Annotated in this window: 20 protein-coding genes; 16 read left to right on the top strand and 4 right to left on the bottom strand. The window is 38.3% G+C overall.

Translation table 11 applies throughout. The features are described 5' to 3' along the window. The first annotated feature begins 218 nt into the window (after positions 1 to 218). The 4 genes from PGLA_RS20180 (at position 219) to PGLA_RS20195 (ending at position 3,898) form a co-directional block, all read left to right on the top strand. Positions 219 to 1,070: a helix-turn-helix domain-containing protein gene (locus PGLA_RS20180; protein WP_084411324.1), complete on the top strand. Its 852-nt coding sequence runs from the start codon at positions 219 to 221 to the stop codon at positions 1,068 to 1,070. Positions 1,071 to 1,194: 124 nt separating this feature from the next. Further along, a complete protein-coding gene (locus PGLA_RS20185; protein WP_068536301.1) occupies positions 1,195 to 1,629 on the top strand; it encodes a VOC family protein in 435 nt (144 codons plus the stop codon). 221 nt (positions 1,630 to 1,850) lie between these two features. Next, positions 1,851 to 2,771, top strand: a complete 921-nt coding sequence (locus tag PGLA_RS20190) for an ABC transporter ATP-binding protein (protein ID WP_161487970.1) — start codon at positions 1,851 to 1,853, stop codon at positions 2,769 to 2,771. Next, positions 2,768 to 3,898, top strand: coding sequence for an ABC transporter permease (locus PGLA_RS20195; protein ID WP_068536305.1), 1,131 nt, complete (start codon positions 2,768 to 2,770; stop codon positions 3,896 to 3,898). Before PGLA_RS20190 ends, PGLA_RS20195 begins: the two co-directional genes overlap by 4 nt. Positions 3,899 to 3,911: 13 nt before the next feature. Here the strand turns inward: PGLA_RS20195 and PGLA_RS20200 are convergent, their stop codons facing one another. Together PGLA_RS20200 and PGLA_RS20205 are read right to left on the bottom strand one after the other, a co-directional pair. Further along, positions 3,912 to 5,078, bottom strand: a complete 1,167-nt coding sequence (locus PGLA_RS20200) for an FAD-dependent monooxygenase (protein ID WP_068536307.1) — start codon at positions 5,076 to 5,078, stop codon at positions 3,912 to 3,914. 120 nt (positions 5,079 to 5,198) lie between these two features. After that, positions 5,199 to 6,236 carry a C45 family autoproteolytic acyltransferase/hydrolase gene (locus PGLA_RS20205; RefSeq protein WP_068536309.1) on the bottom strand — a complete coding sequence of 346 codons (1,038 nt, stop codon included), beginning with the start codon at positions 6,234 to 6,236 and terminating at the stop codon, positions 5,199 to 5,201. A 98-nt stretch (positions 6,237 to 6,334) separates the two neighbouring features. Here PGLA_RS20205 and PGLA_RS20210 point away from each other — a divergent pair, with 98 nt between their 5' ends. Both PGLA_RS20210 and PGLA_RS20215 read left to right on the top strand, forming a co-directional pair. Further along, positions 6,335 to 7,204 (top strand): AraC family transcriptional regulator, encoded by an 870-nt coding sequence (locus PGLA_RS20210; RefSeq protein WP_084411328.1) that lies wholly within the window; start codon positions 6,335 to 6,337, stop codon positions 7,202 to 7,204. 67 nt (positions 7,205 to 7,271) lie between these two features. Continuing rightward, the gene (locus PGLA_RS20215) at positions 7,272 to 8,186 is read left to right on the top strand and encodes an aminoglycoside phosphotransferase family protein (protein ID WP_068536313.1); all 915 of its coding nucleotides are present in this window, start codon (positions 7,272 to 7,274) and stop codon (positions 8,184 to 8,186) included. 532 nt (positions 8,187 to 8,718) lie between these two features. Here PGLA_RS20215 and PGLA_RS20220 read toward each other — a convergent pair. Further along, a complete protein-coding gene (locus tag PGLA_RS20220) occupies positions 8,719 to 8,991 on the bottom strand; it encodes a hypothetical protein (RefSeq protein WP_145939622.1) in 273 nt (90 codons plus the stop codon). Positions 8,992 to 9,006: 15 nt separating this feature from the next. Continuing rightward, on the bottom strand, positions 9,007 to 10,386 hold the full coding sequence (locus PGLA_RS20225; RefSeq protein ID WP_068536320.1) for a Tle-like phospholipase domain-containing protein: 1,380 nt from the start codon (positions 10,384 to 10,386) through the stop codon (positions 9,007 to 9,009). Between the two features lie 387 nt (positions 10,387 to 10,773). On the opposite strand from PGLA_RS20225, the gene PGLA_RS20230 reads away from it, so the two are divergent. The 10 genes from PGLA_RS20230 (at position 10,774) to PGLA_RS20275 (ending at position 18,933) form a co-directional block, all read left to right on the top strand. Next, entirely contained in the window at positions 10,774 to 11,025 is a 252-nt protein-coding gene (locus tag PGLA_RS20230; RefSeq protein WP_068536322.1) for a hypothetical protein, read from the top strand. Positions 11,026 to 11,111: 86 nt separating this feature from the next. Further along, positions 11,112 to 11,363, top strand: a complete 252-nt coding sequence (locus PGLA_RS20235; RefSeq protein WP_068536324.1) for a hypothetical protein — start codon at positions 11,112 to 11,114, stop codon at positions 11,361 to 11,363. 94 nt (positions 11,364 to 11,457) lie between these two features. After that, positions 11,458 to 11,709 carry a hypothetical protein gene (locus PGLA_RS20240; RefSeq protein WP_068536326.1) on the top strand — a complete coding sequence of 84 codons (252 nt, stop codon included), beginning with the start codon at positions 11,458 to 11,460 and terminating at the stop codon, positions 11,707 to 11,709. A gap of 26 nt (positions 11,710 to 11,735) precedes the next feature. After that, on the top strand, positions 11,736 to 12,044 hold the full coding sequence (locus tag PGLA_RS20245; protein WP_145939624.1) for a hypothetical protein: 309 nt from the start codon (positions 11,736 to 11,738) through the stop codon (positions 12,042 to 12,044). An 89-nt stretch (positions 12,045 to 12,133) separates the two neighbouring features. Then, positions 12,134 to 12,358, top strand: a complete 225-nt coding sequence (locus PGLA_RS20250) for a hypothetical protein (protein ID WP_068536330.1) — start codon at positions 12,134 to 12,136, stop codon at positions 12,356 to 12,358. A gap of 203 nt (positions 12,359 to 12,561) precedes the next feature. Then, positions 12,562 to 12,822 carry a hypothetical protein gene (locus tag PGLA_RS20255; protein ID WP_068536332.1) on the top strand — a complete coding sequence of 87 codons (261 nt, stop codon included), beginning with the start codon at positions 12,562 to 12,564 and terminating at the stop codon, positions 12,820 to 12,822. A gap of 395 nt (positions 12,823 to 13,217) precedes the next feature. Further along, positions 13,218 to 13,442, top strand: coding sequence for a hypothetical protein (locus PGLA_RS28200; protein ID WP_068536334.1), 225 nt, complete (start codon positions 13,218 to 13,220; stop codon positions 13,440 to 13,442). Between the two features lie 54 nt (positions 13,443 to 13,496). Continuing rightward, the gene (locus PGLA_RS20265) at positions 13,497 to 13,964 is read left to right on the top strand and encodes a hypothetical protein (RefSeq protein ID WP_068536336.1); all 468 of its coding nucleotides are present in this window, start codon (positions 13,497 to 13,499) and stop codon (positions 13,962 to 13,964) included. Between the two features lie 557 nt (positions 13,965 to 14,521). Next, positions 14,522 to 15,640 carry a copper amine oxidase N-terminal domain-containing protein gene (locus PGLA_RS20270; RefSeq protein ID WP_068536338.1) on the top strand — a complete coding sequence of 373 codons (1,119 nt, stop codon included), beginning with the start codon at positions 14,522 to 14,524 and terminating at the stop codon, positions 15,638 to 15,640. 14 nt (positions 15,641 to 15,654) lie between these two features. Further along, positions 15,655 to 18,933, top strand: coding sequence for a DUF5704 domain-containing protein (locus PGLA_RS20275; RefSeq protein WP_068536340.1), 3,279 nt, complete (start codon positions 15,655 to 15,657; stop codon positions 18,931 to 18,933). Positions 18,934 to 19,026 lie beyond the last annotated feature (93 nt).

Below are 19,026 nucleotides of genomic sequence, written 5' to 3' on the forward strand. Positions count from 1 at the left end.
TTTTTAAATGCGCTTCTAAGCGTTTCAAATACAAGATTTATTGTATTTTTATAGAACTTAAATTTACATAAGAAGCATTGTATGTTGCGGAAATTATTAAACCGGCATAATTGGCTTATACTTGTAGTAATGCAATATAATTACATTGGTTATTAATTCTTTGTGAGTGCACAGATTTAATAATCCAGGATATTTCCTAGAAAGGATGGAGCGACTCCATGGATTATAAAGTCCATTGCTCTTGTCGCGCATATGCTATGCTGTTACGCACGTATATTCCACGAGCACCATTGTCAGGTTTTGTGGATTTTTTTTGGTATTTCGAAGGATATCATCCGCCTCATACGAGGGAGCTCACGCTACCTGATGGTTCAGTTGAACTCGTGTTTAACTTGAATGAAGATAAGATTAAATTGTTTGACCGAGAGAATAAGGGCTTGTTGTATGACAGGTCTGTCATTTGCGGACCGCATTCAGAATATTTCATCATTGATACTTCTGTAGAGACCACATCGTTGGGTATACATTTCAGACCGGGTGGTATTAATCCATTTCTTAAAATGCCAGTGAATGAATTACATAACAATAATGTATCCTTGGATACACTTTGGGGAACACGAGCCCATGATTTGCATGAGAAGATACTTCTTTCGAAAACGGTGGATGATAAGTTTCGAACACTTGAAGAAAGCCTAATGAAGCTGGCCTCCCGACCTCTGATACGTCATCCGGCAGTAAGCTTCGCACTTAACGAATTTCAGAGTTTGTCAGATAAGAGACCTCTCTCGGATGTGATCGGACAAATCGGTTTAAGCCAAAGGAGATTTATCCAGATCTTTAAAGAAGAAGTGGGGTTGACTCCCAAGCTCTTCTGTCGTCTTCGCCGCTTTCAGGAGGTATTGAACAGAATAGACCACACTAAGATCGTCAATTGGTTGGATGTCGCTATCGCTTGCGGATATTATGATCAGATGCATTTTATTAAAGATTTTCAGGCCTTCTCCAGTCTCAATCCAACTGATTATTTCTCGAGGCAAGGTAAGCATCACAATCACGTTGGGATCTATTAAATAAAGGTCAATTTTTTACTATACGCTCGTTTGGGGGTTGGTTAGTATATATAAATGAGGCGGGAATGTATCTATTGATACTACAAAGCTCATCAAATTTAGGGATAGAGGAAGGTGTATTTATATGATTAAAGCAACCCCGTTCCTATGGATCAAAAATACTGCGGAGGCGATCGAGTTCTACAAGAAGGCATTTGATGCAGAAGAGAAATATCGCTTGACGGAGCCGGGGGGGAAAGTGGCTCATGCTGAAATAACAATCGGCGGGGCCAAAATATCACTTGCAGGTGAATATCCTGAATATGGAATTTTGGGTCCAGAAACTATTGGCAATACTACGGTTGGTATCCAACTGCAGACCGACGATGCGGACAAGTTGTTCCAACAGGCGATTGCAGCTGGAGCAACAATCGTTAATCCGATGACGGATCAATTTTATGGGGATCGAGCGGGAAGTGTGAAGGATCCGTTCGGACATTATTGGATGATTTATACTACGATTGAAATCGTGGATCCGGAGGAAATGCAGAAGCGATTCCTTGCCTTGTTTGAGAGTTAAGCTAGTTTAAGGATTTAAGGGTTCGATCTTCCGTATTATCAACGATAAATAAACTACCTAACGCTTGGATTCCAAGCGTTTTTCTTGTGTACAAATGATTTCACAATTTCCTATCAATAGATACAGATATCTCATAGAGGGCTCGTACTACTTCAGGTATACTCTTTGGGATATTCAGTAATCTTAGTATAAATTTGGTGGTCAAAGGGAGTGATATGGACATGACTGCTCTGGAAATACAATCACTGAGTAAGAGTTTTGGGAGCAATAAAACCGTAGATAACTTGTCTATTTGTGTGGAACATGGTGAAATATTCAGCCTGCTCGGACCTAATGGAGCGGGGAAAACAACAACGATTAACATGATCACTGGCGTATTGGAAATGGACGAAGGGAATATCATCGTTAACGGTATATCCTATCAAAAGGGCAGTTCTGCTATGAGTAAGATAGGTGTATGTACACAGGATATACAGCTATGGCCGTTCATGACTTGCGAGGAACAGCTTCATTTTATGGGAAACCTTTATAAGATGGACAACAAAGTGATTAAAGAACGATCTCTCCACTTGCTAGAAAGAATCGGATTGGCGGACAAGAGAAAGGTATGGGCAAAGAAACTATCGGGTGGGATGCAGAGACGTCTGCATTTGATTATGTCGGTTATACATGATCCTGATCTTATTATTCTGGATGAACCCGAAGCTGGACTTGACCCCCAGAGCAGAATACTTGTAAGGGAGTTTATTAAGTCACTATCTGGTTCCAAAACATTCCTATTAACGACACATAACATGGATGAAGCGGAAAGGTTGTCTTCAAGGGTTGCTATAATGGACAAAGGGAGAATTCTGGTATGTGATACACCTGTCGCTCTACGCGAGAAATTCACGCCCGAAGAAACCCTTGAATTCTTGTATCCAGAGCCAATCGTAATGACACAGCAATGGGAGTCTTCCTCCTATCGTGTTCATATGGACGGTAAATCCATAAGGGTCATCGGTTATCAATTAACACTTGCCGTACCGGATATACTCAGTAAAGTTGTATCTCAGTTTGGTCACCCGATGACCTTCAGTTTAAGACAAAGTACCCTTGAGGATGTTTTTATTAAGCTGACTGGAAGGAGCCTGAGGCAATGAGGTTGTTGGTCGTTTTTAAGAAAAGTATAATAGAGCAGTTTAGGGATTCAAAAGCACTGATATTGACGATACTCTCACCAATCATTTTTATCATTATTTTTGGTTTGGCTTTTGGTCAAGGGTTCTACACTTATTCTTTAGGAATATCTAACGATGATACAGGGGCTTTAGGTGGGAAGTTGGTCCAAGAAATTCAGAACAGCATTTATCCCAACGGAAATAAAATGTATGATATTGTGTTAGTCGATTTCGATCATGAGCAGGTTAAGAACGACATTACAAGCCGAAATTATGACGCTCACCTTTACATCCCACCACATTTCAGTCAATCCATCCAACAAGAGTTGTCACAAGTCCGAGTACCCATCACAGGCAATCCCGCTAACCTTTCATACAACTTTATTAGCAGTTTCGTGGAGAATTTTATTCATAATTTTATATGGAATAACGGCATGATGACTAATCCAATTGAGATTGTGTACGAGGAGACTGAGCTCACGCAAGTAAAGTCTGAATTCGATGTCATGGCTCCCGGTTTGATCGTGTTCTCTGTATTTTTCCTGTTAATTCAAAGTGCTATGGTTGTGACGAAGGAAGTGGAAAGCAGGACGATTCAAAGAATTGTCTTGTCCAAGGTGAAATCTTTCGAAATATGCGGAGGAATAAGCTTATCTCAACTGATGTTGGCAGCCATCATGATTCCCCTTGTGTTTGCGACAAGTCTTATGCTCGAATTTACGTCATCGGGTTCTTTTGGACTGGCTTTTGTGATCAGTTTGATTGCGACATTCTCGGCGATTGGTATTGGCCTGATTATTGCATCTTTCTGCAAAACGTCATTGGAAGCATTCATTATTGGTAATGTTGTTGTTACGCCAATGTTGTTCTTGGCAGGTATTTTCTTTGAAGTTCCATCCGCGAATCTATTTACCATAATGGGGAAAGAGATTGATGTACTAACATTCATTCCAACAGTGGATGCAGTCAGTGCCATGAACAAGATCCTGATTAATAATGCTGATTTCTCAGACATCCTGCCTGAATTCATCGTGCTAACCATACTATCAACTGGATATTTTGTTGTGGGAGTGTACCTATTTAGTCGACGTTATATGATAAGAGCATAAATGCTTGTGAGAACTATATTCTCCCATCAAGATTGACTCGATAAAGATAGTCCATCTGGTGTTCCACCAAGATAGGGGGCATCAATGGAAATATTGCGTTTCTAAGTGAAACCGCGACTCTTCCTTCCAACTGGGCTAACTTACCAACCCTGTTGGACATTGTAGTAATCTTGCCCGTACGCTTGACCCGATCGTGGTTATAACGTTCTAAGGCTTCCAAGACATTGGAAGATCGTTTGATGTGACCTGCTAGAATAACTGAATCTTCGATCGCTTGTCCTGCTCCTTGTCCCATATTCGGAGTTGTTGCATGGGCCGCATCACCGAGGAGCGCTATTCGTCCAAACGAATAGCGGGAAAGTGGTGGAAGGTACATGATGTCGTGGTGAAGAAGTTGTTCGTTCTGAGAAAGCGCCAGTACTTGCGGTATTGGATTATGGTATTCTTGAAACCGTCGTTGTAAATTTTTAACTGTGAAGTTGTTAAATTGAGGGTCTGATTGAATGGCATTCAGGCAGGCGAACCAGTAAATGTGATCATTGGTCAGTGGAACGATCCCGAAACGTCCGTTACTTCCCCATGACTCCGTAAATACGTTTGGATCGTAACCAAGCAGCAGTTCAGGATCGATTTGAACGACAGATCTCCAACATGTGTATCCAGCATACTTCGGTACAGCATGTGGGAGAAGCTCCCCTCGGATGACGGAACTAATTCCGTCGGCTGCAATGAGTAAATCTCCTTCTTCTTTCGATCCGTCCTCGAACCATACGGTAACACCGGATGGTTGCTGTTCGAACCGTGTACATGTCTTACTACACTGTATGGGGTGCTCTGTTCCCAAAGCTTTTAATAGAATCTCAAGGAGCATCGATCGGAGAATAGTCACATTATCTGTTCCGTATTTTTTACTTATTGTAGACGTTTCCGTATGACTGAGTTGTTTGCCGGTATCTGTCATGATCTGAAGGCTGTGAAGAAGCTTTCCGGCTTGAAGTACTTCGTCTCCTACACCAAGTAACTGCAATGCACGCACAGCGTTTGCACCAATACCGAGAGCTGCACCGCCTATAGATACTTGAGACTTTTTTTCGAAAACGGTCGTGTGTATACCTATCTTGCGTAAGGCAAGAGCAACACATAATCCACCAATTCCTGCTCCAATAACGATTACCTTCACGTCACACCATCCTATTAATTTCATTTTTAGAAACTATATCCAGATTAGCTTCTATTATAACGAAAATGACTTAATCCGCCTATTAGATTTGTAGCCTAACATTTGATCCGGTATAAATATTCACTTTCCATGCGTGTTACTTTTTTTCTTGATCGCCCATGTGAGACGTGTGTCTTTGGCGTATTTTGTTGTACCGGGATTGCCTTCTGATCTTACAATGGTTAAGTCGTTCAGACGTACAATAAATGACCATAAGCTATCAAATTTTAGTTCCTTCTTATATTGGCAAACAAATCCTAGCTTTCCTGATAAAATCTGTTGGGCGAATAATATAGAATCGGGATAATTCTGGGTCATCCGTAAAGCTTGCTGAGCAGTGTGATAACGCGTCTCTGATAAATACCAGTTCTGTTCTGGTTTTCCGTCATATTTCAGTATCGTTGGTTCGATAAAGTGGTTCGTTGCAACTAGAAATTGTTCCTCTCCTGTAGGCTTTCTTACAACTATTAATTCTGAGCAGCATTCAACGACAGCCATATCACCATACCGGTCAGCTAAGATTATGTTCTGCGAAGTACAGATGGGTAAGTTATGCAAAAGTGCGATAGCTTCCTCTACATTTTTACTTTTTTCCAGCAAGTAACGGACGATGAATAAGAAGTTAAATCCTGGTTTGGTGTGATTAACTGCTACAAAAGTCATTCCTACAGCAAGTCCATGCTCGTTAACCCCATCTTCTTTACCGACTAAGGCATCACCTTGACCTACAAATGTATACCCGGCAGTTGGACGTACGAGGCAACTTTCTGTCACTTTTTTGAACCTTGAGAACATATCGTGGTTTCTAGCGAATATTAGATCTGTACCATCCTTAAAACAAATGCAGGTACATCCATAATTTTCACCAAATACTCCCATATTCAACAGAAAACAGGCAAATGGTTCGAAAGGATATTGGAGCCCGTCAGACATTCCTCGTATTTCATCAATGATTTCTGGATAATGCAAGTGATAGAGGGACAACGATTGAAGGCCGAAGGCCTGTTGTTCTTCCGATAATTGAATGATGTTGTCAAATCGGATACCATTACGGTATAAGAGTGTGCCGTACTTTAATCCCATTTCATAATGAGTACCTTGTAGTCTTGGGTGATACATGGCTAATCACTTCCTTTTAATTAATATTGAATATAGCTTTACCTTATCGTAGAAGAATAGGGAACTATTTTCTTGATGAAAAATGCTAGTATCAGCGGATGGAGCGAGAAAAAGTGGACTATTTAAATCGTGTACGTGAAGCAGTTCTATATATTGAAGATCATTTGCAGAGGAAATTGACCATAGATGATGTTGCCTCCACAGTCGGCTATTCCAAATTCCATTTTCAACGACTGTTTCATCATGTGTCGAAACAAACGATTGGACAGTATATCTTGAGTCGAAAGCTAACGGAAGCGGCGCGAGTGTTATGGGAAGAACAGTCTAAAGTTGTTGAAATAGCCTATGAGTATGGATTTGAATCGCACGAAACCTTTACAAGGGCTTTTAAGAATAGATTCGGGATGTCCCCATTTGCGTTTAAGAGGGTAGGGAAAGTGCCTAATCATCTGCTGAACAAAAGACTTGAACTTGATTATTTAACTCATATTAACGATGATGTGATCAGTTCCATTGAGGTAGTGAATCTCGGCGAATTGAACCTAAGAGGATATAAAGCAGAGAGTGGGAAGACGAAGGATATTCATCAAGCCTGGAGAAAGCTGCTTCTGAAACAGAGGAATAGTCACGAAGGGAGCAAATTTGCGAAGTATGGACTGATTCAATATTCTGAGATTGATGAGCTGGAACTGAATTATTCATATCTAGCTGCTACAACAATGGACGGGATTGAGCGAGAAGAAAATCAACAGGAATTGGTCATATCTCCGTCTAAGTATGTCGTTTTTGATCATAAGGGTGATGCAGATCGATTACCGCTTACGTATCAATATATATATGGCACTTGGTTTTCTGAGAATCCATATAGCTTGGTTGAATCGTATGATTTTGAGTTTTATGGTGAGAGCTTCTCAGAAGTGTCCAGTCGTGACTCTATTATTCGGATTTTTATTCCGGTGAATGATTAGTATTTAAGAAGTTATTGGTTTGACATATAGGTCATCTATAATACTCAAACAGGGGAGGTATAACATAGTGGATAAAATCATTAGTGAAATACCAGATGCTTGTACATGGAACATCGTTCAGGCAGTTCATAAAGGTTGGTCAAAAGATAAGAAATATTACATAAAAGCGATAGATGGCAGAGAACTGTTACTTAGATTGGCTGACATATCTCAATTTGATAAGAAGAAGTGGGAATTTGAATCTGTAGAGAAGTTTGATCATATCGATTGTTTAATGTCTCGACCGATTGATTTTGGGATTTGTAATAACGGTCAGTCTGTATATTCCTTATTCACGTGGGTTGAAGGTGAGGATGCTAATCAGGTTATCCCTACGCTAAGTGCTAAAGAACAATATCGACTTGGTGTCAGAGCAGGAGAGATATTAAGAGAAATGCATGAGATTCCTTCAGAGAACAATCCAATTCCATGGTCAGAAACGTATAATCTCAAAATCAATAAATATATATCGAATTATAAAGCATGCGGTATTCATTTAAAGGGTGCAGATACCATCATCAACTATGTTGAAAGCAAACGATATCTATTAGAAAACCGCTTGGAGTCTATTCAACATGGTGATTATCATGTGGGGAATATGATTGTGACAAAGGATGTTGAACTGGGGATTATTGATTTTAACAGGCTTAGTTATGGAGATCCGTGGGAGGAATTCAATCGTATTACTTGGGATGCAAGCCTAAGTGGATTATTCGCATCGGGTCGTATTAATGGATATTTCAATAACGATGTACCTGATCAATTTTTCAGAGTAATGGCTTTATATATTACAAGCAACCAACTTTCAAGCATTCACTGGGCGATTCCATTTGGACAAGAAGATGTTGATATTATGCTTGCACGAGCCGGAGATGTGTTGGATTGGTACGACGAATTTCAGACTTACGTACCGAGTTGGTATGTACCGAACTACAGTGAATAATCAGGGATTAGTCACTGAACCCCACAAATACGATATCTTCGGGTATGTCTATAAACTTTTTTATACCGGGTGAATCCGTAGCTTTATAATTCTAATTACCATTAAACATAAAATGCCAGAGTCCTTGATAAATCAAGAACTTTGGCATTTATTATGAGCTGTTTAAAGAAGAATATGAACATTATTTAATATAACAATAAAAAGTAAATCTTGTATACAAAAATCAAATTAGTATAATTTCAGGAACCACAATGCAGCGTCTATAAGACATTGAAGCCTGATCGAAGAATTGGATCAAGAAATAGGTGACCAGCTAAATTTTGTTAGCTTCAACTTAGCAGGAAATTTAAAAACTTCAAATGATGTTTATAGATGGTAAACCAGTTGAAAAATTAAATGGTTATTATTCAAAAGAAGCTTTGTCTACTTTGGTGAACAAGTATTTAGTTCATCAAGCTAGCTATCTAAATAACATGAGCTGAACACCGAATTCTTTCTCCAAATTCCGAATATGAATATTATTAAATCCCGGTTATTGCCTATCAGCTTGTTTCATTCGATATGTATATTTAACCAGATCCATTTGATGTAATTCTATCTGCTTGATTTGCTTCTGTATTCCTTGATAAAAAGGTACCAGTCTATTTCGTAGTTCATCAGCTGATTGACCTTTCCAATCACTTATACCACCGATGATTGTTTTGACATGTAGTTCATTCTGTTGTAATTTTTGAATTAATCCGTGGAGTTCCCTTTCCGCTTTCATGAGATCTGCCACTTCGATTACGATTTTGCTAATCATCATTAGTCCCTCCTTAGATTATCCTTTATCTGCCTGAATAAAAGCTTCAGCTTTTTTATTAATGAAGTCTGCTATTTCTTTCGCATTACTGCCATACCAACGATTAAAGTTGTTTAGATCTGAAAACATTTTTTGGGCGATAGGTTGAAGGGAACTGCTTCGGCTCGATTGTATCAAGTGTTGAATCGTATTGATTGCTCTTGGTAATTCAATTTGAAATTCCTGAACATGTCTTCTCATCGTTTGTCCTGCTGCTTGTAATGCTTCGGGTCTTAATTGAATGGTAGTCCCCATTGCCGCGGCAGCAATTTGTCCTATAGAACCTAATGATCCACCATATTGATGCAGGAGATCTGAGACAAGATCTTTTAAAGCAGCTTGAGCCTCCTCATATGTTCGTACACGTGGAAGTTCTGAAACAAATTGACCATCTGTCGTATATAGCTGATTGGAAATATTCCCAGTCTGATTATCAAATTTAAAATTGACCAGAGCATGATTTCCGTCTTTTTTTAAGAAATCCTTGATTTTATTTATAGCTCCATGTCCATACTCTGGTACATCTATAGTTACATCATCAAACTGGATATATGGCCAACCCATGGAATTTATTTGAACAGAAGGTATAGATAAAAGAGCTATTCTGTTTGTAGGATCTTGGTATTTCTCATTTGCAGTTGCATAGTTATTATCAACATAATAGGTACTTCCAACATGTTCCCAAGGCTTGAAAGGACCACCTCCGACGGGATCTTCAGGCTTTACATAAGAAATATTTGTTTTTAGGAAAGCACCTTGTTTGATTTGCTCAACTAGATCATCTGAAAGTGTAGGTAAGATGCTTGGTGCGTTATAACTGACAGATGAGATACCATTACGCACGGCAACATATTCTGCCAGACCGCCACCAAGGGAATGACCCGTTGTAGATATTTGGGCACCAGGGTACTCTTCTTTTATTGTTCTATATAATTCTTCAGCTTGACGAAATTGATTGGATTTATAAGACTCTCTTAAATCACGCTGTTCATTAAGTTGATAGCTGGTTTTAGGCGGCCATAAGCTAGGTTTTTCAAACCACTCAGGATGCAACTGCTTTTGCTCTTCGAGTTTTTTAATACGCCCACCAACTACGTCGAAAGTATCCGCATCAAGATCTTTAACCTTCCCCCAGTTGTAACCAGGCTCCGTACCTCTGTAACCAATGATCACTTGATCAGTCTTAGAATTATAATAGACAATTGCATCAAATCCTGAACCGTTTGTATCGTGAAGTAAGGCACCTTCGGGTTCTATTGTTTTCCATTCTGGTGATGTCTTTAGTTCGATTTCTTTGGGAATATTTTCATATGAATCAAATGATATTCTATGATATATTTCATCACTTATATACTTCATATTATTTCTCCGTTCTTTTATAGATTGTTAACAGAAGTGCTATTCTATGAAAAAACAATTTTCGGACACAACTCTGCTAGAATGAGCAGAGTTATTTGTCATCTATCAATAATTAGGTGGCTATCTTCACTTAGTTAAATATATCTACACAGAATAGGATGAATAAGTAATCCATTTATACCATAATTCAGATAATAATAGAACCTAAAGTAATAAAATGTTTAAATGGGTAATTGATCCTTCTGGATTATTAAGGTATAAATGAATTAGAACTTGGAGGTACCCTAGGTTTATGGGAACCAATGATATGGAAATGAGGTCGTACAAGTGAAAAAAGTACTATATATATTAATATTTATTATAATCCTCATATTCGGAGGATGTAGCTTGCTGAATGCAGAAAGTGCTTTGGACAAAGCAATTGTGAAGCAAGCGACACAGGTGGGTGTGGACTATTACCATGAACAGTATGATACGGATGTAGTATTTACAAGCCATAAAATAATACCTTCTAATATTGCTAGTGCAGTTTTTCTACATGGTCATGTAGAGGGTGAAAAGAATAATTTGATATTTATATCAATGGATTATATAAATTACAAAATTAATTCATTTAAGCGACCTGATGGATTTAAATAAAGATAGCTGGAAATGAGGCTGTACAGGTGAAAAAAGTACTATATATATTAATATTTATTATAATCCTGATATTTGGAGGATGCAGCTTGTTGAATGCAGAAATTGCTTTGGACAAAGCAATTGTGAAGCAAGCGACACAGGTGGGTGTGGACTATTACCATGAACAGTATGATACGGATGTAGTATTTACAAGCCATAAAATAATACCTTCTAATATTGCTAGTGCAGTTTTTCTGGATGGCCATGTAAAGGGTGAAAAGGATAATTTGATATCTATATCAATGGATTATAGAACTTATGAGATTAAGGGATATATGCCACCAGAAGGATATGAATAAAGAATAACTGATAGCTGGAAATGAGGTCGTACAAGTGAAAAAAGTACTATATATATTAATATTTATTATAATCCTCATATTCGGAGGATGTAGCTTGCTGAATGCAGAAAGTGCTTTGGACAAAGCAATTGTGAAGCAAGCGACACAGGTGGGTGTGGACTATTACCATGAACAGTATGATACAGATGTAGTATTTACAAGCCATCAAATAATACCTTCTTATATTAACCATTCAATTGTATTAAATGGTCACGTAGAAGGAGAAGTGAGAAACCTAATACAGGTATCGATAAATTATGTAACTTATGAGATTACGGGATATAAGCCACCTGAAGGATTTAAATAAAGATACCTAGAAATGAGGTCCTGCAGGTGAAAAAAGTACTATATGTTCTAATATTTATTATAATCCTCATATTCGGAGGATGTAGCTTGCTGAATGCAGAAAGTGCTTTGGACAAAGCAATTGTGAAGCAAGCGACACAGGTGGGTGTCGACTATTTCCTTGAAAAGTATGATACGGATGTAGTATTTACAAGCCATCAAATAATACCTTCTTATATTGATAGTTCAATTGCTTTAAATGGCCACGTGAAGGGAGAAAAGAATAATATAATATCTATATCAATGGATTATAGAACTTATAAGATTACGGGACATAAGCGACCTGAAGGATTTTAATAAAGATACCTAGAAATGAGGTCGTACACGTGAAAAAAGTACTATATGTATTAATATTTATTATAATCCTCATATTTGGAGGATGTAGCTTGCTGAATGCAGAAAGTGCTTTGGACAAAGCAATTGTGAAGCAAGCAACACAGGTGGGTGTGGACTATTACCATGAACAGTATGCTACGGATGTAGTATTTACAAGCCATCAAATAATGCCTTCTTATATTTCTAATACAATTTTTCTGCATGGCCATGTAAAGGGTGAAAAGGATAATTTGATATTTATATCAATAGATTATGAAACTTATGAGATTACATAAGCGACCTTAAGGATATGAATAAAAAATAACTTTAGGGAACAGATCAGATAGGGTAAGTAGACCTTTTAATTTCCTGGTTTATAATAAAGTATTCAAGATGATTGTATAGAAGTAATACAAACTAAGGAAATGGGGACGATCAGGTGAAAAAAATGTTATATGTCTTTATATTTATTATAATCATCATATTTGGAGGATGCAGCTTGTTGAAATTAGAAAGTGCTGATGACAAAGCTATTGTGAGGAAGGCTACACAAATGGGTGTGGAATACTTCCAAGAACATTATGATACCGATGTAGAATTTACTACCCATCGACTTATTACGGATTCAGATCATCCAAACATCGGTCTGTATGGCTACGTGATGGGAGATAAGAAAAATTTAGTATATATATTATTAGACTATAGAAATGGTGAAATGATTGCTTCAAGCCACCACTTGAAGGATATGAATAAAGAATGATTCTAGTACTAACTCTGATTGAAAAAAATGGACGCTCACTAGGTGAATTTTTCACACGAATAGCTGTATATTGAACAATTTGATCATTGTATACAGGTCGAAATCAAAAAGCTATTCGGTAAGCATCAAATCAGTAGAACATAGCGAACAGCAAGCTTTCCAACAAGGCGAATACTTCAGAGGAAGGGCAAAAGAACGCTATAAATATAGAAGTGACTTTTTATTCGATTCTGAATGAAAAGTCGCTTTTGTTTATTTGTATTTATTTTACAATTCAAAAAAACATAAGTTATTCAATCGCCTCGCACTAGGTGCGGGTACCTGAGAGCGGGGGAAAAGGTCTTGAAACCAGAGGATGCAAACCGCAAGGGGATGAAAGAACATTTGATGGGTATATGAAGAAAAACGTTCCTGCTAATAAAGAAACAACACTTCATACACAATCAAAGGAATTTAATAACAATTCGAAGGGTACTAATCCTGAAAGACAGTTCAAAAGATATGGAGTTGAATCGCACGCAGGTCTATCACTTCACGTTCACCAACCGACAAGAAATAAGAACAAAGAAGATATTAGTCAACTTTACGACTATTTGAAAAACGGAAAGTACCGAGAATAGTAATATGACTTTAAATATGGGTTGGCTAAATTGCTATCCCTATGGGGTGAGATAATGGCGGAAGTTATATTTGACTGCACCCAGTTCTTTTCATTTGATATGGATGAAAATTCTGATGTGCCTTACTTACTAACGGTTTTTGGAGAAACGAATAGCTTCGAAGTTTTACCAGGACATGAAATACAGGCAGAGAAGATATCTCATCTTAATCGATTTATAGATTCCACTACTTTTGAACTTCAAAATCAAGAATTTCTAGGTGAATTTGATGAGTGGTTTGAACTTGAGAAGGTTCCAAGTGAAATTGTAAAATTCGGTCATAATGTACAGGAATTGTGCCGCAACAAGCACTTCAAGAATCTAACTATTATACTGGTTCGATACGCGTATAGCGAGAAGGATGATGACAATGTCTTTGTCGGAGAGTTCCATAGAGATAATATCTTCGAAGGATTGTACCATGCTTCGGTTTTTGGAAACTCAGGAAACATAGTTGTACTGCGGCTACGTAATCACATTTAATTTTTATGGTGGGTATATCGAGTGCAAAATTAATCCATCATTCAACTAATAACATTCATATCCGACATAATAATGACAATATTTATTATAAATATCATATAATAATACATATTACGACAAATAATTCAAACGAACTATTGTAGAATTGAAAAGATGTGAAAAAAGGACTAGATTGTGATTGTTCGAGGAAACCAGTATGACTAGTCATCTAGTACAATTAGATGATATGAATGAGATTTGTAAATTTAAGGAGGAACAAAAATGAAAAAAGTATAGACAGTTCTATTGTAAGGATGGTAGTCAATTTTGGCTATACATGCTACTTTTCGCTAAATGAAATAAAATCCGATAAGAAGTTCGTAATACGATTAGCATTAAGTTAACCGGGGTTATTCCTTTATTTTTTGACAATCGAAACAATCATCGTCAAATAGTAATGATCTAATCTATTTCAACTGAATTATGAAGAGGAAGATGGATGGACAAACAGAATCCAGTAATATTTCAATGATGATTACCTAGTTTTTATTAAATAATGAATAGGAGAGTGAATGCAAATGAAAAAGATGATCATTACGCTAATGGTTATTGTTACAGGTGTTAGTTCGGCTATGATTCCGAATCAAGTTGCTGCGTCACAGAGTAGTATTGCAGTGTTGCTAAATGGAAAAACAATTCGTTTTTCGGATGAACGGCCTTTTCAGGATAGTCAGGGTAGCGTGATGGTGCCGATCCGTTCCATTTCAAATGCACTAGGTGCGGAGATTATTTGGGCGAAGAAGAACGGGAATACAACCCTAGACATTCGTGATGGTAACAATACTGTCAGTATGACGGTAGGTCAGACTGCGGCAGTAGTGAATGGTAAGACGAAAGATTATGGAACGAAAATAATAGTGATGAACAATCGAACGTTCGTGCCGTTACGAGTGGTTGGTGAAGGGTTTGGTCAAGAAGTGAAATGGAGCGCTGTCGATCGTATAGCTTATATCACTTCGCCTGGAAGTAAAGTAACTGCACCTAATAACGAATTAGGAGAGAAAGATCGATTTGGACGGGAGATTCGTACGAAGAATCTTCCTAAGAACTACTCTGATTATCCCTACATTCTTACTGATATACCTAATGAAATGTATGAAATGAAGGCACCAAAACGTGCGTATTTGCCATCAGATCTAATAAATTATGCTTATATTAAAGATGATAAAGCTATGGAATATTGGAAAAGAAACACAGAAGCGTATTATGATCTTCTACTTAATGTGAATTATAAGACAATAGATGATCAATGGGCTAAGGATCTATTTAGTCATATCAATCAATCAAATGTGTTTAATTTAACCGAAATGAAAAAATATGTGAGTTGGGTTAAAAAAAATAAGATCCTTATTGAAGGAAGTCTGGAAGCTGAACCATCCATCATCTTCTATGATGAATTAAGTGGAAAATTCTATATCCGAACTTCTTTTAAATTTAGAATTGTAGGTTATGACAAATATAAGAGTGTTATTTATGATATCTTTTTTGATGGGTATGAAAAGTTACAAAAGGGTGTATGGTACGAAGGTTATGCCGATATCCCATTAAGTACAAATATATTTAACAATGAACTTCTAAGTGTGAGTGCGAGTACTTCTTTATTTGAGAAATCAATCATTTATAAATCGAAGAATTAAGGTTGTGATGAATATTGTTGATTAGACGATTCTATAAACGTGTCGTTTTGTCGCTACTCGTTATATATATCGTATTACCAATTGTATATCCTGCTAATACGTTTGCTGTTGATACTGTTGTTGATCTTTCGGGGAAAATAAAATTTGAAACAAGATCTACAACGGCAACAACAGATACTAGATATAAAACGGTGGGGTTCACAATTACACGTGATGCAAGATGTTCAGGCTCACAATGTGCGCCTCGATCGAGAGGGAACTATGGAGAGGTTCGTTTAGAGCAAGTAGGTCAAGATGAACATAACGATGGAACGGTTACTACTTATTTTGAAGTTTCAGAAGCGAAAGTATCAGAGGCTTTGAAATCTGCTGGACTGTTAGGCATTCAAGAGGGGGGAACGATTTATTTAAGTGCTATATTTCATGTCATTAGAGGTACAACAGAAGGTATGACGGATTATACAGATTTGACGAGTATTAAACAGGCAGCGAGTTGGGGTAATATGAGTGTGTTCCGGCAATATTATGATATTGCAGTTCCCTATCAAGGCATGTTTAATGTTGATTATATCATGAGAACAACAGATCAAGATTTAGAATTAGGAAACATACGTAGTTCGAGGGTAGGAACAGGGAGTATCAATAGTTCTGAAGTAGCAGGTAAGTGGAAGTTAGGTGAAATCATAACATCCAGTAATTTTCACGCCAAAGATGGATCAACACCACTACTTCCAAAAGAATTCTCTAAAAATGGGAAAAATTATGTATTATTTAAGTCTTATCTCCAATCAAAATTGGATGCCAATTTAACCAAATTCGTAGTGCAGGGAAATCCAGAAACGACGCCTAGTCTGTATAATCGTAATTTCACTACATTTGTTGGAGGAACTAATTTAGTCGGAGTGTATAGATTGGTAAATACTCCACCACCAACAGAACCCGAACCCAATGATGTAGTATGTACAGATCCTTCTCCAAGAGACAATATGAATGATGTTGATTTTGATCCGAATGTGAATGCTGTCATTAGAGCGGATACACGTGATGATGAAGAATTTGATGTTCTGCTAGGTATACCAACATCAGAAAGTCTTTACGGAAACGTGTTGACTAAGGAATATCTATCTAAATACGAGTATCAGGAAATGACCGGGATGTGTACGTATACGGTGAACGTCACATTACCAGAACCACCACCGGACCCGAATGCTCCACCGGTACCCGTACCGCCCGTGCCAGATCCGAATGCTCCGCCGATAGAACCCCCAGTGCCTTCAACGGAACAGGTTACCGTGGAACGTGAATATTCATTCTGGACGGTTATAGACGTGGAAATCTATGAGATCGATGAAGCGAAACTATGGAATTATGCATTTGATAATAGTGGGATCATCATATCACCTAGTGGATACAATGCACCTTATTATGCGACGGCACAGACGAGTAAATATGAACCTGCATCGCTGCCTGAAACCGTTGAAGCATTAGAGACGCAGAGTGCACAAGAGGCTGCTGAAATGGCGATTGGTGAGGTGATCGTCTGGAATGATACGTTCACACTATATAATGATACGCTGATGGATGGATCTGAATCAGAAGGAAGTGGCCCAACACCACAGGGTATTCCGATTGCAGGGCCGATTGACAGAGATGTACTGTATAGTCCTGGGAATGAGATACCCATCAGCAAGACGAATAAGCCTGATGAATCGAGTTCTGGAACGATCTCTTATCGTATGGTGAGCGGTTCCTCTACGATGGATTATCCGATCTATGGGATCAATACGGTCACAGTACATACACCCGTAGTTAATTATTCATCCGTGAGTGATGATCAAGCCCATAATCAGAAGGGAGATCCCAACTACAATCGTGCGGCTTTCATCCTAGAGAGGCCCTTTACGATTCGGATGCCAACCAATGGACAACACGTGAACTATCCTGGATACAGAGATCGAGATTATGCCAAATATTTCAGAACAAAACAAGTGTGGTTTCCATTTGATGTCTACAATGAAAGCCGAACACAATTTATTCCCAAAAAAACGTGGGTTGATATACCCGTCCATCAATTTGAGACCACGTTCTATTTACCTGTGTGGGTGGACGAAGGGAATTACGAGGTTGCATTCCGAAGTATCGCACATAACGCACCTGAAGATTTCACATATCAGCCAGATGCCAATACGGATCTAACACATCATGTAGCAACGGACGAAGTTTCAGTAGAGGTCATAGGACGGTTATATGATTTCCATATTACAGATATCGTGGACTACAACTGGGAAACGGTCTTTCGGACAAGGAAAGGTAGCTTCAACCCAACCGGAATATCGTATTGGGTAGGGACGAATAGCATTGATGGGGAACGACGTGGAAATAGTGCACAACTCACGCTACCCATTCATCCAGGAAGTCATACGATGAAGGGATTCAAGAACGTGGTCGTTAAACAAGGGTACCACTACAAATTCGATTTCAAGACGAAAGGGAATATGTTTGGTCCAACAGATGGGATACGAATAACACCATCCTTCAATTACGTAAGTAAAGATGGCACCATGACAACCCCTGTGGATCTGTATTACCATTCATCCGAGAAGAAGTTCGTCAAGATCGGATCAACGGCTGACAAGGTGAAAAGATATGTCCTGTTGAATGATAGACTGCGAAATGTACCCAAGGAGGAAATAACGGATACGGCTGAGGTTAAGTATCGGACGAACGATACGGCGGGGCAATCCACGAATCTATCGATGAACCAATACGTTAATAAATATATTAACAAGTTAACGAAGAAAAAAACACCCGTGGGTGGATTTAGTCTACTATTACTACCTGAACATACACGAACACTCATAGGACCCAAGAGCAATATTCCACCTTCCGTCAATACGGACCGTGCATTGTCTGCGATACAACATTGGTATGGAGAATATAGCATTCCAGCGGATACGTATGTCGTCAAGAAAGGATTGAAGCTGTACCAGAATGGTCCATTTGATGATAAGTCACCGATGTTCTTGAAGAATGGCTATATTGTCGTGAACTTCGATATAGAGTCGATTCAGAACGGTGACTTGAAGAATCCTCACTTACAATATATTAAAGCACCGCTCATGAACCAAGTGGTTGGTGGTATTCAGCGAAAGAATCAGTGGAAAATGGAAGGGTTTAATAACAATATCGTAGATTCCTTTGGCAATCGATTTAAGCTGATCGATGGAGACGTCGTCTTCTATAACGCGAACAAGTCCAGTCGGGATGACTTTGGATCTCAAGTTACTCATTAGTTCATTCAACAAGATAGTCCATGGTGTGTGGACTATCTTGTTCTATATTTCAGGCGCTTTGCGGTAGCTGGTGAAAAATTCAGTTCGTGAATA

The organism is Paenibacillus glacialis (assembly GCF_001637205.1).
In the GTDB taxonomy this organism is placed as follows: Bacteria; Bacillota; Bacilli; order Paenibacillales; family Paenibacillaceae; genus Paenibacillus_AQ; species Paenibacillus_AQ glacialis.